The organism is Jiangella aurantiaca, assembly GCF_004349105.1.
Taxonomy (GTDB): domain Bacteria; phylum Actinomycetota; class Actinomycetes; order Jiangellales; family Jiangellaceae; genus Jiangella; species Jiangella aurantiaca.
In genome coordinates, this window is record NZ_SMLB01000004.1 from 174,060 (window position 1) to 187,943 (window position 13,884).

The window sequence follows — 13,884 nt, forward strand, 5'->3', positions numbered from 1 at the left end:
ATGATCACGGGCACTAACGGCTGGCGTCTGCGGAGGTGGCGGGGGCGCCGTGCCAGGACTCCCAGAGCGCGGCGTAGGCGCCGCCCTCGGCGACGAGCTCGTCGTGGGAGCCGAGCTCGGCGATCTGGCCGCCCTCGACGACGGCGACCCGGTCGGCGTCGTGGGCGGTGTGCAGGCGGTGGGCGATCGCGATGACCGTCCGGCCGTGCAGCACCGCCGACAGTGACCGCTCCAGGTGCCGGGCCGCCCGGGGGTCCAGCAGCGACGTCGCCTCGTCGAGCACCAGCGTGTGCGGGTCGGCGAGGACGATGCGGGCCAGCGCGATCTGCTGCGCGAACGCCGGGCCCACCGGATGACCGCCGGACCCGACGACGGTGTCGAGGCCGTCGGGAAGCGCGTCGGCCGCCTCCAGGGCGTCGACGGCGGCCAGCGCGCGGCGCAGCTCGTCGTCGGACGCGGACGGCGCCGCCAGCGCGAGGTTGTCGCGCAGCGTGCCGACGAACACGTGGTGCTCCTGGGTGACCAGCACGACCTCGCGGCGCAGCCGGTCGACGTCGAGGTCGACCAGAGGCACGCCGCCGACGTCGACCCGGCCGGTGCGTGGCGGGTGGATGCCGGCCAGCAGCCGCCCGAGCGTCGACTTGCCCGCGCCCGACGGGCCGACTATGGCCAGCCGCTCGCCGTGCGCCAGCTCCAGCGACACCCCGTGCAGGACGTCCTGCCCCTCGACGTAGGCGTAGCGGATGTCGTCGGCCTGGATGTCCTCGCCCGCGGGCAGCGCACCACTCGGCGACCGGTCCGGCGGCACGTTGGCGATGCCGACCACCCGGGCGAACGATGTCAGCCCGACCTGTAGCTCGTCGAGCCACGACACCAGACGGTCGACGGGGTCGACGATCTGCACCATGTAAAGGACGACGGCGGTCACCTGGCCGGCCGTCGCGTGGCCGCCCGACGCCAGCCAGGCGCCCCAGGCCAGCGTCGCCACCACTGGCAGCACGTAGGCCATCTCCGCCGTCGGGAACCACACGCTGCGCAGGAACAGCGTCCGCTTCTCGGCCGCGAACGCCTCGCGCAGGTCGTCGTCGGAGCGCGTGACCCGGACGTCGCCGAGACCGAGCGCCTCGATGGTCCGGGCGCCGTCGACGGTCTCGGTGATGGTGCCGTTGATGGTCGCGTACGCCGCCCGCTCCCACAGGTAGCCCGCTCGTGCGCGCTTGAGGTACCAGCGGGTGCCCGCGATCAGCAGCGGCGCGCCGACGATGGCTCCCACCGCCACCAGCGGCCCGGCCAGTACGGCCGCCGCCAACGTCAGCACCGTCGTGACCAAAGCGACCAGGATCTCCGGCACCGCGAACCGCACCGTCCGAGACAGCGCGTCGATGTCGCCGGTGGTGCGGGCGACGAGGTCGCCGGTGCCGGCCCGCTCGACGGTGGACAGCGGCAGGCTGAGCACCCGCGTGATGAACGTCTCGCGCAGTTCGGCGAAGACCCGCTCGCCCAGCACCAGCGACCGCCGGATGGCGACCCGGGTCAGCAGCGCCTGGACGACGATGCAGCCGGCCAGCACGGCCGCCAGGACGTCGACCCGGGTCTGCGAGCCGTCGCCGGTGACGGCGTCGACCATGCGGCCGAGCAGGAACGGCCCGGCCAGTCCGGCGGCGGCCGCCAGCACGTGCACGACCAGCGCGACGGTCAGCGTGGTGCGGTGCCGGCGGAACAGCCGGCCGGCCTCCTGGCGGACCTCGGCGGGGGTCGCGACGGGGAGTGCGCCCGCGGGCGCCGGCCCGGTCGGGGGCGTCGTCGTGCTCATTCCGGGTCCTCCTCTCGGGTGACGGTGCGGCGGTAGGCGGGGGTGGTGCTCATCAGCTCGTCGTGGCTGCCGGTGGCGACCAGCGCGCCGTCGTCGAACCAGGCGACGGTGTCGGCCTTGGCCAGCAGGAGCGGGCTGGCGGTGACGACGACGGTGGTGCTCCCGGCGCGGGCGTCGCGCAGCCGGCCGGCGATGGCCGCCTCGGTGTGCGCGTCGACGGCGCTGGTCGGCTCGACCAGCACTAGCACCTCGGGCTCGCGCACCAGCACGCGGGCCAGCGCGACCCGCTGCCGCTGCCCGCCGGACAGCGACCGGCCGCGCTCCTCGACCGTGGCGTCCAGCCCTTCGCGCAGCGTCTCGAGCACGTCGCCGGCCGACGCCGTCTCCATGGCCGCGATCAGCTCGGCGTCGTCGTGCCGGCCGTACGGGTCCAGCCCGCCGCGCAGCGAGCCGGTGAACAGCGTCGGCTCGGGGTCGCTCACCACGATGCGGCGGCGGACTTCGGCGACCGGCAGCTGGTCGAGCGGCACGTCGCCGAGTCGCACGCCGTTGCCGGGGGCAAGCCGGCCCAGCCGGTCGGCCAGCGCCGCGGTGAACGCCGGCTCGTCGGACACCAGCATGGTCAGCGTCCCCGGCTCGACCCGGAGCCCGGTGACCTCGTCAACCAGCACGCCCGATGGCACTGGCACCGGCGCCTCGGCGGCCGCGGCGGGTGCGGCGTCGGACACCTCGCGCTCGATGGCCAGCACCGCGAGCACGCGACGCGCGGCCACCCAGGCCCGGGTGGCGACGAACGCCATCTCACCGGCCGTGCGGACCGGCATGAGCAGGAAGAACGCGTAGCCGTACAGGGCGACCAGCGCGCCCGGTTCGACGTCGCCGCGCAGCACCAGCCGCGCACCCACCCACGTCAGCAGCACCAGGAACACGCCCGGCAGCAGCACGAGGACGGCGTCGAGCAGCGCCTGCGTGCCGGCCAGCCGGACGCCGGCCGCGCGTACGGTCTCGGACCGCTCGGCGTAGCGGCGGATGAACACCTTCTCGCCGCCGATGCCGCGCAACACCCGCAGGCCGGCCACGGTGTCGGCACCCAGCGCGGTGAGGTCGCCGAGCGCCTCGCGCTGGCGCCGCTGTCGTTCCTGCAGCGGGCGGATCAGCGGGCCCATCGCGACGACAAGCAGCGGCACGCCGATGAGCACCATGAGCCCGAGCGGGACCGACGTGTCCAGCACGATGAGCGCGACGAGGACGTAGGACACGAGCGCGCCGGCGAACCGGGGCGAGACCTCCATCATGTGGCCGATGTGCATGGAGTCGCTGGAGACCGTGGCCACGACCTCGCCGGTGGACATGGTCTTCGGCACCGCCGGACCGGTGCGGGCCGTGTGCCGCGAGACCAGCTGGATGACCCGGAACGCGGCGTACAGCCAGTTGGCCACCGACGCCCGGTGCCGCATGACGCCGGCCAGCGCCTGCAGCAGCCCCAGCCCGGCGACGAGCGTCGCCCACCGTGCCGTGCTGCCGGAGTCGTCGTCGACGATGCCGTCGATGCCGTGACCGATGGCCCACGGGATCAGTGCCTGCGCGACCATCCAGGCGATGCCGAAGAACGCGCCGACCACGAGGGTGCGCCGCTGCGCCCGCCCGAGCCAGGCCAGGAACCTGGTACGGGAGCGGGTGTCCGGAGTGCCGGGATCGGCGTAGGGAAGATCGCGCACGACCAACCACAGTACGAACTGTGAAGGTCGTGTCGCACCTGGTTTTCCCGCAGGCTGAGATCGTTCCCAGGGCGTCGGTCAGCCGCCGAAGACCGGCCGCGCCACCAGGTGCTCGGTCACAGTCGTCGCGTTGCCGGCACGGTCGACGGCCCGGATCTCGACGGTGTGCCGCCCGGGCCGCAGCCGGACCGGCTCGGAGTATGTGGTCCACGGCCCGCCGTCGAGCCGGTAGGCGATCTCGTGCACCCCGATGCCGGCGCCGTCGTCGGCGGTCAGCTCGAGGTACGGCCGCCAGTCGCCGTCCACGTAGCCGATGCCGGCGGTGACGGCCGGCGGCGCGGCGTCGGGCGCGGGTGGCGTCCACCGGAACAGCTCCGCCCCGGACGCCATCGCGAGGTCGCCGCCGTCGACCACGGTGAACGGCGAGTACCCGAACGTGCCCAGGTCCTCGGCGGCGCCCGTGGCGCCGTACACCCGGTGCAGCCGCTGACCGGCCGACACATACAGGGCGTCGGCGCCGGGCACCGGCTCGACGATGCCGGCCTGGTGCGGCCAGGTCTTGCGCCCCGGCGGCAGCGGCGCGCCGAGCTGGACGGTGCGCATCGTGGCGCCCGTGGCCGGGTCGAGCTCGACGAGGGCGGACCCGGCCAGCGTCCACAGCCGCCCGGCCGCATCGAATGTCGTCGCCACGTAGCTCGGCGCGCCCGGCACCGGCGAGACCTGCCAGCTCACCTCGCCGCTCGCCGGGTCGAACGCCAGCACCGTCCCCTCGGACTGCACCGGCTCCGGGCTGCCGGTGCCGCCGTAGACCCAGGTGCCGGCGTACAGCGTCCGGCCGTCGGACGACGCCGCCAGCGAGGTCAGCGCCCGGTCCGGCGAGAGGTCGTCGAGGAAGCGGGTCTGCCCGGTCGTGCGGTCGGCCACCGCGACCGAGCCGCCGAACGTCGAGCCCTTCGGCCCGGTCGCGGCCACCACGAGGTCGCCCACCGGGAGCATCGCGAAGATCCGGTCCTGCGGGTTCTGCGTGTGCTGCTTGAAGTCCCACAGCTTGACGGGGTTGACCGGCGTGCCGGGAGGGCCGGGGGCGTAGTCGGGGTCGTTGAGCGGAGCGTCCGGGTCGTAGCGGTAGCCGCGCGCGTCCGGGTACCCGCCGATCCAGACGTTCTCGCCGTCGTCGTAGATCTGCTCCGTCTGTGCGAACCGGCGGAACCGGGACGCCCCGGTCTCGGCGTCGACGTGGGCGAACCCGTTGAGGAACCCGCCGGCCCACACGCCGCCGCCGGTGGCCGCCTCGAGCGAGAGGATCTCGATCGGCTCGCCCGGGACCGCCGTCGGCACCACCTCGCCGCGGCCGGTCGCCGGGTTGTACCGCCACAGCTCGCCGCGCCAGAAGAAGCCGGTCAGCGTCAACCCGGGCCACTCCGGGTCGCCGAGGTCCACCCAGCCCACGCCGCGGTAGTTGTAGACCCGGCCCTCGTAGCGCAGCGACGTCGGGGCGGCGGCGCCGGTGGCCGGGTCCCACGCGGTCAGCGTATTGGATCGCATGACGTACAGCTCGCCGTCCGGGCCGGCCGCCGGCAGCTCCAGGCCGGCGACGGTGTCCAGCGACGCGCCCCAGGTCCCGGTGGCCGGGTCCAGTTCGTAGAGCGGCGCGTACTTGATGTCGGTACCGATGCGCACGTAGATCCGGTCGCCGACGACGTTGACGTCGAACACCGAGGTCAGTTCGTTCCCCGGGTCCGAGGCGGGCGGCAGCGCGATCTCCCGCTTCGCGCCGGTCGCCGGGTCCACCTCGACCAGGTGCGCGCGGGTCATGGTGCCGACGTAGAGCTTGCCGCCGTACGACGCCACGGTCCGGGCCTGCTGGGTGTCCGCGGCGACGGCGCCGTAGTCATGGAACGCGCCGGTGTCCGGGTCGTACGCGTAGAGCCGCGCACCGGGGAAGGTCACGCCGTAGATGCGGCCGTCGGGGCCCTCGACGATGTCCCACCCGAACGTCTGGCCCGCGGCGACCTGCCCGAGGTCCTCGACGGCGTCCGCGCCCCACGGCAGGCGGTAGAGGCGCCCGTTGGGATTGGTGCTGACATAGACGTCGCCGCTCTCGAGCGCGACGACGCCGGTCGCGGAGTTGGCGCCGGGCAGCGGCGTCGTCAGCAGGATCTCGCCGGTGCGCGCGTCGGCGGCGGACAGCCGGACCGGCTGGCCGACGGTGACGCCGTAGACGGTGGGCACGCCGTCCGGGGTGGTCGCCACGGCGCCGCCGACGAGGGTGACGTCGTTCAGCGGGGCGCCCAGCGAGACCGGCGCGGCGACGGCGGACGACTCGGCGTCCGCGGGTGCCGCCGTGCTGGTCAGGGCGGTGACGAGGACGGCGGAGAGGGTGGCGGCGAGCGGGACGGCGAGGAGCGGGCGGCGCATCGGTGAACCTCCGGGACGTCGGAAGTTACGGGCTAGGCCGTAAATACCGAGACGTGACCCTACTGGACGTGCGGCGTCCTGCCAAGGTCTGCATTACGCTCGGTCAGGTGGCCGAGACCTCCCATGACACCGTTCTCGTCGTCGACTTCGGCGCCCAGTACGCCCAGCTGATCGCCCGGCGCGTCCGTGAGGCGCGGGTCTACTCCGAGATCGTCCCGCACACCATGCCGGTCGCGGACATGCTGGCGAAGAACCCCAAGGCGATCATCCTGTCCGGCGGGCCGTCCAGCGTGTACGCCGAGGGCGCGCCGTCCGTCGACCCGGCGCTGTTCCAGGCGCGCACGCCGGTGTTCGGCATCTGCTACGGCTTCCAGGCCATGGCCCGGGCACTCGGCGGTACCGTCGCGCACACCGGGAAGTCCGAGTTCGGCCGCACCGACCTCGCCGTCCGGGTTCCCGGCGTGCTGCTGCAGGGCGTCGAGACCGGCGCGAAGGTCTGGATGAGCCACGGCGACTCCGTCACCGAGGCGCCGGCCGGCTTCGAGGTGCTGGCCGGCACGCCCGACACCCCGGTCGCGGCGTTCGAGGACACCGCGCGCGGCCTGGCCGGCGTGCAGTGGCACCCGGAGGTGCTGCACTCCGAGCACGGGCAGGCGGTCCTGCAGCACTTCCTCTACGAGATCGCCGGCGCCCGGCCCACCTGGACCATGGTCAACATCGTCGAGGAGACGGTCGCGGCGGTGCGCGAGCAGGTCGGTGACAAGCGGGTCATCTGCGGGCTGTCCGGCGGCGTCGACTCCGCGGTGGCCGCCGCGCTCGTCCAGCGGGCCGTGGGCAACCAGCTGACCTGCGTCTACGTCGATCACGGGCTCATGCGCGAGGGCGAGTCCGAGCAGGTCGAGCGCGACTACGTGGCCGCCACGGGCGTCGACCTCCACGTCGTCGACGCCGCCGACCGCTTCCTCACCCAGCTCAAGGGCGTCGAGGACCCGGAAGAGAAGCGCAAGATCATCGGCCGCGAGTTCATCCGGGTCTTCGAGCATGCCGCGCGCGACATCGTCGCCCAGGCCGGCCTTGATGGTGCGGCCGGCACCGTCGAATTCTTGGTCCAGGGCACGCTGTACCCCGACGTCGTCGAGTCCGGCGGCGGCGAGGGCACGGCCAACATCAAGAGCCACCACAACGTCGGCGGCCTGCCCGACGACCTGCAGTTCACCCTCATCGAGCCGCTGCGCACGCTGTTCAAGGACGAGGTCCGGGCGGTCGGCGAGCAGCTCGGCCTGCCGGCGGAGATCGTCTGGCGGCAGCCGTTCCCGGGTCCGGGCCTGGGCATCCGCATCGTCGGCGCCGTCGACGCCGAGCGGCTGGCCATCCTGCGCCGGGCCGACGCCATCGCCCGCGCGGAGCTGACCGCGGCCGGCCTCGACCGCGACGTCTGGCAGTTCCCGGTCGTGCTGCTGGCCGACGTCCGATCGGTCGGCGTCCAGGGCGACGGCCGCACGTACGGCCACCCCATCGTGCTGCGGCCGGTGTCCAGCGAGGACGCGATGACGGCGGACTGGTCGCGGCTGCCGTACGACGTGATCGAGCGCATCTCCACCCGCATCACCAACGAGGTGCGCGAAGTGAACCGCGTCGTGCTCGACGTCACCAGCAAGCCACCGGGCACCATCGAGTGGGAGTGATCCGCGCCGAATGAGGTGCGAGGCCCGATTGTGCGTGTGCGTTGGGCAGCGCGTCACGCCCAGTTCGAATCGGCGTGGTCGGCCTGACATGGTCGGTCCCTAGCCTGACCACATGTCGGACACGTTCGCGCTCCACCGGCCCCTCGTCGTCGCGCACCGTGGCGCGTGTGGCTATCGCCCGGAGCACACGCTGGCCAGCTACCAGCTCGCCATCGACCTCGGTGCCGACTTCCTCGAGATCGATCTGCAGCTCACCCGCGACGGCGTGCTGGTCGCCCGGCACGAGGCCGAGTTGTCCGCGTCCACCGACGTCGCCGAACGGCCGGAGTTCGCGCACCGGCGCCGCCGCGGGCTGGTCGACGGCCGCGAGCTGACCGGCTGGTTCGTCGACGACTTCACGCTCGACGAGGTCAAGTCGCTGTACGCGCGCGAGCGGATCCCGCAACTGCGCCCGGCCAACCAGGCCTTCGACGGGCGGCTGCGGGTGCCGACGTTCGACGAGATCATCACGCTGGCGGTGGTGGGCGGCCGGCGCCGGGGCCGTCCGGTCGGTCTCTATCCGGAGCTCAAGCACCCGACCTACTTCGCCGAGCGCGGGCTGTCGGCCGAGGACGCGCTGATGGCGGCGCTGCGCGGGTTCCGGCTGGAGCGCTCCGGGATCGCCGTCGTCGTCCAGTGCTACGAGCCGTCGGTGCTGCGCCGGCTGGCCGCCCGGACCTCGGTGCCGCTGGTGCAACTGGTCGACATCACCGGCCGGCCGTTCGACTGGGAGCGGGCCGAGGACGGGCGCCGGTTCGTCGACATGCTCACCCCGACCGGGCTGCGCGAGGTGGCGTCGTACGCGACGGTGCTCGGGGCGCACAAGTCGCTGGTGGTGCCGCGCGACCCCGAGGGCCGGCTGGGGCACCCCGGCCGGCTGATCTCCGACGCGCACGACCTCGGGATGGCGGTGCACGCCTGGACGTTCCGGAACGAGAACTCGTTCCTGCCGGCCGACCGGCGCCGCGGCCGGGAGGCGGCCGGCCACGGCGACGCGCTGGGGGAGCTCGGGGTCTTCTTCGGTGCCGGGGTGGACGGCGTGTTCACCGACCACCCCGACACCGCGGTCGCGGCCAGAAATCAGGCCTTCGGGTCGCGCTCCCGGCGGAGTTTGCTGAGCGACGCCATGAGCCCGGCCAGCCCGATCGACACCAGCAGCACGGGAATGGCGACCTCCAGGCCGGACAGGCCCAGCACGTCGTAGTGCACGAACGGCCACATGGCGCTCACTCCAAGGAAGAGAAGTCCGAAGACGAGGGAGACGACGTCGGTGTCGTGTCGCTTCATCGGGTCACCGCCAGGTCACCCGCGCCGAGTTCGACGTCGATGACGATCGTGCCGCCGCCCGGGCCGTCGGCGCCGTTGTTCGCGACACCGATGAACTCCAGCCCAGCGCCGTCGCGCGACTCCTCGAAGACGGTGAGATCGCCGGCGCCGACGGTGGCCCGCTCGACCGTGACGTCGGCGTCCGGCGGCACGATGACGGTCAGCTCGCCGACCCCCTGCGAGACGTCCAGGTGCACCGTCTGGTCGTCGGTGAGGGTCAGCGTGGACAGGTCGTAGGTGATGGACCCGGCGCCGTGCTCCTGCATCCTGGTCGGCACCTGGGTCGCCGTGGTGTAGCGGTAGGTGGCGTCGCCGACGTCGCTCCAGTTCCACTGCGACAGCCAGGTGGCCGGGATCAGCGCGATCGAGAGCAGGAAGCCCAACACGATGAGGCCGCGCGACCGCCCGTACCAGGCGCCGACGAGCAGGCCGACCGCGACGATGCCCAGCGGGACCGCGACGTACATCCCCGGCGGGTAGGTCGCCCAGGTCGCGTCGTTGACGGCGAGCACGCCGACGGAGACCAGCGCGAGGCAGAACGTGATCAGGCCGAGCGCCGAGCGCTGCTTGGCCGGCCGCGCTGGCGGCGACTCGGGCGCCGGGGGCGGCGGCGGGGGTGCCGGACCCCAGTCCGGGCCCTCCGGCCAGCCGCTGGTCGGGCCGGACGGACCGGCGACCGTGGCGCTGGAGCCGGTGGGGCCGGCGGCGCTCGCGTCGCCGGTCGTGCCGGGGCTCGTGGCGGCGCTGGTGGCCGTCCCGCCCGGGGCCGCCGGCGCGACGCTGGGATCGTAGACGTAGGAGTCGAACCCGGCCTCCTGCGGCGCGTCGGCGCGGGTCAGGTCGTCATCGTCGGCGCGCCGGCGCAGCAGCAGGTACACGCCCATGACGGCCAGGAGCAGCAGTACGCCGCCGTCCCACGTGCCGGCGATGATGCCGATGCCGGCGATGAGGCCGACGCCGGCGAGCAGCAGCGCCAGCGGGACGGTGCCTGTGCGGCGGTTCTCACCACGGCCGAGCGCCTGGTCGAGGATCGAGCGGTCCTCGTCCTCGGCCGGCACCACCAGCCAGCCGATCGCGTACAGCAGGACGCCCACGCCGCCGAAGATCGACAGGACGACGGTGGCGATGCGGAGCACGACGGGGTCGATGCCGAGCCGCCGGCCCAGCCCGCCGAGCACACCGGCGACGACCCGGTCCGACCGGCTGCGGCGCAGCGACCGGAACTCGTCCGAGACGCTGGGCCCGGCGCCCGTGGCGGGGGAGGCAGGAGGCAGATCACTCATGCCATCGATGATGCCGAGGTAGCGGCCCCGAATGCATCGGGGATGACCCGGAACGGCCCCCGAGCCCGGATCTCCGGGACGTCCCTCATGGCGGCGCGCGCTCGCGCGTGTGACCATCGATGTCATGAGCACTGTGCCGACGCCACGTGCTGCCGGCCCGGCAGCGCGTGGTTCGGCGCGCCCCGGTGAGACCGGCGACCCCGTCGACGACACGACCGCGGCGCCCGCCGACCCCGTCGACGCCGATCCCGAGCCGGAGACGGACGCCGCGGCGGCCACCGAGCGCGGGCCGCGCGAGCTGCCGCCCGGCGAGCCGCCGCCGGCCGGTCGGGGCGGCCGCACACCCGACCCCGCCGTCGATCCCGGCGCGCCGCCGCGGTTCGTCCGGTACTCCGACGGCCGCATGGTCGGCGGTGTCGCCGTCGCGCTGGCCGCCCAGTTCAAGGTGCAGCCGCTCGCCGTCCGCATCGCGTTCAGCCTGCTCAGCGCGGTATCCGGGTTCGGCGTCGTGCTCTACCTCGCGCTGTGGATCTTCACCCCGCTGGACCAGACGATCGCGCGCGAGGCCGAGGAGGCGCGCACACCGGCCGGCCTGGCCGCCGCTACCCGCACCGGCAAGCGCCGCCGCCGGTCGCTGTCGCAGCGCACGGGCGACCTCGGCCAGCTTGCCGCGCTGGTGGTGCTCGGCGCCGGGGTCTGGCTGCTGGTCCAACAGACCCCGCTCGGTGTCAGCCCAGCCGTGTTCTTCCCGCTGCTGCTGGCCGCCGCCGGCCTGACGCTGGTGTGGCGGGCCGCCGACGAGCAGGAGCGCAGCCGGCTGTCGGCCATTTCGCCGCGGCTGCCGTGGCTGGCCGCGCTGACCGGCAAGGGCGGCTGGATCGCCGGCATGCGGGTGGTGGCCGGCGCGGGCGTCGTCGTGGCCGGTGTGGTCGTGTTCCTCGTGGGCCAGGGCCAGTTCGACGCGACGATGGACGCGCTGGGCGGCGTGCTGGTCATCCTCGTCGGCGTCGGGCTGATCGCCGGCCCGTGGCTGTGGAAGCTGTGGCGCAACCTGGAGAGCGAGCGGCGCGCCCGCATCGTGTCGCAGGAGCGCGCCGACATGGCCTCGCACCTGCACGACTCCGTGCTGCAGACGCTGGCGCTGATCCAGAAGCAGGCACACGACCCGCGCGCCGTCGTCCGGCTGGCCCGCAGCCAGGAGCGCGACCTACGCGCCTGGCTCTACAGCGACCTCGTCGACGACGGGTCCTCGCTGGCCGCCGCGCTGACGAAGATGGCCGCCGAGGTCGAGGACGCGTTCGGCACGCCGGTCGAGGTGGTCACCGTCGGCGACGCCGAGATCGACGACGTCGCCCGGGCCGTCCTCAAGGCCGCCCGCGAGGCCACCGTCAACGCCGCCAAGCACTCGGGCGCTGACAAGATCGACATCTTCGTCGAGGCCGGCGACGACGGCGTCGAGGTGTTCGTCCGCGACCGGGGCGCCGGGTTCGACCCGGACTCCGTCCCCGAGGACCGGCTCGGTGTGCGACGCTCGGTCATCGGGCGCATGGAGCGGCACGGCGGCGAGGCCACCATCCGGTCCGCGCCCGGCGAAGGCACGGAAGTCCGACTGTCGACGAGGAGAAGCTCGTGAGCGAGACCAAAGCAGACGAGACCAGGCCCGCCGACGCCGGCCCGGTGACGGTCGTCCTCGTCGACGATCACGCCATGTTCCGCACCGGCGTCCGCGCCGAGCTCGCGCAGGCCCCGTCCGTCGACGTCGTCGGCGAGGCGGCCGACACCGCCGAGGCGGTCGCGGTCGTGCTCCGGACCAAGCCCGAGGTCGTGCTGCTCGACGTGCACCTTCCCGGCGGCGGTGGCGCCGAGGTGATCCGCCAGGTGCACCCGAAGGAGCCCAGTGTGCGGTTCCTGGCGCTGTCGGTGTCCGACGCCGCCGAGGACGTCATCGGCACCATCCGCGCCGGCGCCCGCGGCTACGTCACCAAGTCCATCACCGGCGACGACCTCGTCTCCGCCATCGGCCGGGTGGCCGACGGCGACGCCGTCTTCTCGCCCCGGCTGGCCGGGTTCGTGCTCGACGCCTTCGCCGGCACCGAGGCGCCGTCCGTCGACGACGACCTCGACCGCCTCACCCAGCGCGAGCGCGAGGTGCTGCGGCTGATCGCCCGCGGCTACGCGTACAAAGAGATCGCCAAGGAGCTGTTCATCTCGGTCAAGACGGTCGAGACGCACGTGTCGGCGGTGCTGCGCAAGCTGCAGCTGTCCAACCGGTACGAGCTGACCCGGTGGGCGACCGACCGCCGCCTGGTCTGATCGACGACGATCGCCTGGCCACACTCGCCCGGGGAGCACCTCACTCGCTCCGATGACCGCACCGGGACCGGATTTGCATGGTGTACGGCTCTGCGACGGTCGAGGTGTGCGCCAGACGCGTGACGATGTGACTTCTCCAGGAGCAGCACGAGCCCGCGTGCCGCCGGACTCCCGGCACACATGCTGCAGATCCCCGGCCCGCGGTCGGCCCGTTCACGGCGTTCGACCGTTCTCGCGTCACTTCACTAGGCGTCTTCCCGCTCCACCAGGAATGCATGGCTGGTAGGGCGGGAGAACGCCTAGCGAGGTGGACGAGGCCTGCGATCGTGGTGACGCTGGGGTGATCCTGATCGTGGCCCTGCTGCACCGGAGTACGACACGGCGTAGTAGGCTGCTTCCCGCCTCGACGCAGGAAGGGTGATCATGGAGTTCGTCTACGACCTGGTGCTCGTGCTGCACTTCTTCGGCCTGGCCAGCCTGCTCGGCGGGATCATGGTCCAGCTGAGCGCCCGGGACGGCCGCGTCGTGAACATGGCGATGCTGCACGGCGCGCTGACGCAGCTCGTCACCGGCGTGGCGATGGTCGGCATGGCCTCCGGGATCGATTCTCTCGACAAGGATGTCAACAACGCGAAGATCGGCGTGAAACTGGTCATCGTGCTGATCATCACCGCGCTTGCCTTCGCGAACCGGAAACGCACGACCATCGCCGACGGATTGTTCTTCGCCCTGTTCGGGTTGTCCGCGGCGAATGTCGTGATCGCCGTCTTCTGGAACTGATCCCGGCGGCCCGGAGGGGGCGGTTCACGGATGCGTCGCCGTCGGTTAGGGTGACGGCAGCCGAGCCTGACTGGGAGGTCCGCGAGTGACGCCGATCCGGCGCCTGGCCGCCGCCGCGGCCGCGACGATTCTGACGAGTGTGCTGGTCGCGGGCGCGTCCCCGACGGCGTCCGCTGCCGAGCACGACGGCGCGTGCCAAGGCTTGGAGCTGTGCCTCTACTACAACTCCGGGCAGGCCGGCGCGCTGCACGACTTCCGCTACCGGGTGAGCGACTTCGCGCCGTACCGCTTCCTCGGCACTGGCACGGGCGCCGGTAGCCCGGTGAAGAACAATGCCGCGTCGGCGGCGAATCGCGATGGCTATTTCACCGCGCGCGTCTACTTCAATTCCGGTTATGCTGGCCCGGCTGACGACGTGCCGCCGTTGTCCGCGCGGAATCTCGGCGACACGTACAACGACAACGCATCGTTCAACTGGTGCCACCAGCAGCCCCTGGTGTGCGGCTGAC

Annotated in this window: 10 protein-coding genes; 6 read left to right on the forward strand and 4 right to left on the reverse strand. The window is 73.1% G+C overall.

Annotated features, from left to right (window positions below):
- Positions 1-13: 13 nt before the first annotated feature.
- The 3 genes from E1262_RS04640 to E1262_RS04650 all read right to left on the reverse strand — a co-directional run bounded on the left by E1262_RS04640 (position 14) and on the right by E1262_RS04650 (position 5,949).
- Positions 14-1,813 carry an ABC transporter ATP-binding protein gene (locus E1262_RS04640; RefSeq protein WP_132101845.1) on the reverse strand — a complete coding sequence of 600 codons (1,800 nt, stop codon included), beginning with the start codon at positions 1,811-1,813 and terminating at the stop codon, positions 14-16.
- Positions 1,810-3,531, reverse strand: coding sequence for an ABC transporter ATP-binding protein (locus tag E1262_RS04645; RefSeq protein ID WP_132101846.1), 1,722 nt, complete (start codon positions 3,529-3,531; stop codon positions 1,810-1,812). The genes E1262_RS04640 and E1262_RS04645 overlap by 4 nt, the downstream gene beginning before the upstream one ends.
- 78 nt (positions 3,532-3,609) lie before the next feature.
- Entirely contained in the window at positions 3,610-5,949 is a 2,340-nt protein-coding gene (locus E1262_RS04650) for an OmpL47-type beta-barrel domain-containing protein (protein WP_132101847.1), read from the reverse strand.
- Between the two features lie 107 nt (positions 5,950-6,056).
- Between E1262_RS04650 and guaA the strand changes: the two genes are divergently transcribed.
- Together guaA and E1262_RS04660 are read left to right on the forward strand one after the other, a co-directional pair.
- On the forward strand, positions 6,057-7,634 hold the full coding sequence (gene guaA, locus E1262_RS04655) for a glutamine-hydrolyzing GMP synthase (protein ID WP_203453535.1): 1,578 nt from the start codon (positions 6,057-6,059) through the stop codon (positions 7,632-7,634).
- Positions 7,635-7,746: 112 nt separating this feature from the next.
- Positions 7,747-8,877, forward strand: coding sequence for a glycerophosphodiester phosphodiesterase family protein (locus E1262_RS04660; RefSeq protein WP_132101848.1), 1,131 nt, complete (start codon positions 7,747-7,749; stop codon positions 8,875-8,877).
- Between the two features lie 79 nt (positions 8,878-8,956).
- On the opposite strand, the gene E1262_RS04665 is transcribed toward E1262_RS04660, so the two are convergent.
- On the reverse strand, positions 8,957-10,282 hold the full coding sequence (locus E1262_RS04665) for a PspC domain-containing protein (RefSeq protein ID WP_162605771.1): 1,326 nt from the start codon (positions 10,280-10,282) through the stop codon (positions 8,957-8,959).
- A 124-nt stretch (positions 10,283-10,406) separates the two neighbouring features.
- On the opposite strand from E1262_RS04665, the gene E1262_RS04670 reads away from it, so the two are divergent.
- From E1262_RS04670 to E1262_RS04685, 4 genes are all read left to right on the forward strand, one after another.
- On the forward strand, positions 10,407-11,915 hold the full coding sequence (locus tag E1262_RS04670; protein ID WP_132101850.1) for an ATP-binding protein: 1,509 nt from the start codon (positions 10,407-10,409) through the stop codon (positions 11,913-11,915).
- On the forward strand, positions 11,912-12,595 hold the full coding sequence (locus tag E1262_RS04675; protein WP_275261619.1) for a LuxR C-terminal-related transcriptional regulator: 684 nt from the start codon (positions 11,912-11,914) through the stop codon (positions 12,593-12,595). The genes E1262_RS04670 and E1262_RS04675 overlap by 4 nt, the downstream gene beginning before the upstream one ends.
- Before the next feature lie 423 nt (positions 12,596-13,018).
- Positions 13,019-13,375 (forward strand): hypothetical protein, encoded by a 357-nt coding sequence (locus E1262_RS04680; RefSeq protein ID WP_132101851.1) that lies wholly within the window; start codon positions 13,019-13,021, stop codon positions 13,373-13,375.
- Positions 13,376-13,460: 85 nt separating this feature from the next.
- Positions 13,461-13,883, forward strand: coding sequence for a peptidase inhibitor family I36 protein (locus E1262_RS04685; RefSeq protein ID WP_203453536.1), 423 nt, complete (start codon positions 13,461-13,463; stop codon positions 13,881-13,883).
- Position 13,884: the final 1 nt, after the last annotated feature.

What these genes read in the sequence shown, in the direction of transcription:
- E1262_RS04640 (WP_132101845.1), bottom strand. Translation starts at nt 1,813, where the DNA reads ATGAGCACGACGACGCCCCCGACCGGGCCGGCGCCCGCGGGCGCACTC.
- E1262_RS04650 (WP_132101847.1), bottom strand. Translation starts at nt 5,949, where the DNA reads ATGCGCCGCCCGCTCCTCGCCGTCCCGCTCGCCGCCACCCTCTCCGCC.
- E1262_RS04660 (WP_132101848.1), top strand. Translation starts at nt 7,747, where the DNA reads ATGTCGGACACGTTCGCGCTCCACCGGCCCCTCGTCGTCGCGCACCGT.
- E1262_RS04665 (WP_162605771.1), bottom strand. Translation starts at nt 10,282, where the DNA reads ATGAGTGATCTGCCTCCTGCCTCCCCCGCCACGGGCGCCGGGCCCAGC.
- E1262_RS04670 (WP_132101850.1), top strand. Translation starts at nt 10,407, where the DNA reads ATGAGCACTGTGCCGACGCCACGTGCTGCCGGCCCGGCAGCGCGTGGT.
- E1262_RS04680 (WP_132101851.1), top strand. Translation starts at nt 13,019, where the DNA reads ATGGAGTTCGTCTACGACCTGGTGCTCGTGCTGCACTTCTTCGGCCTG.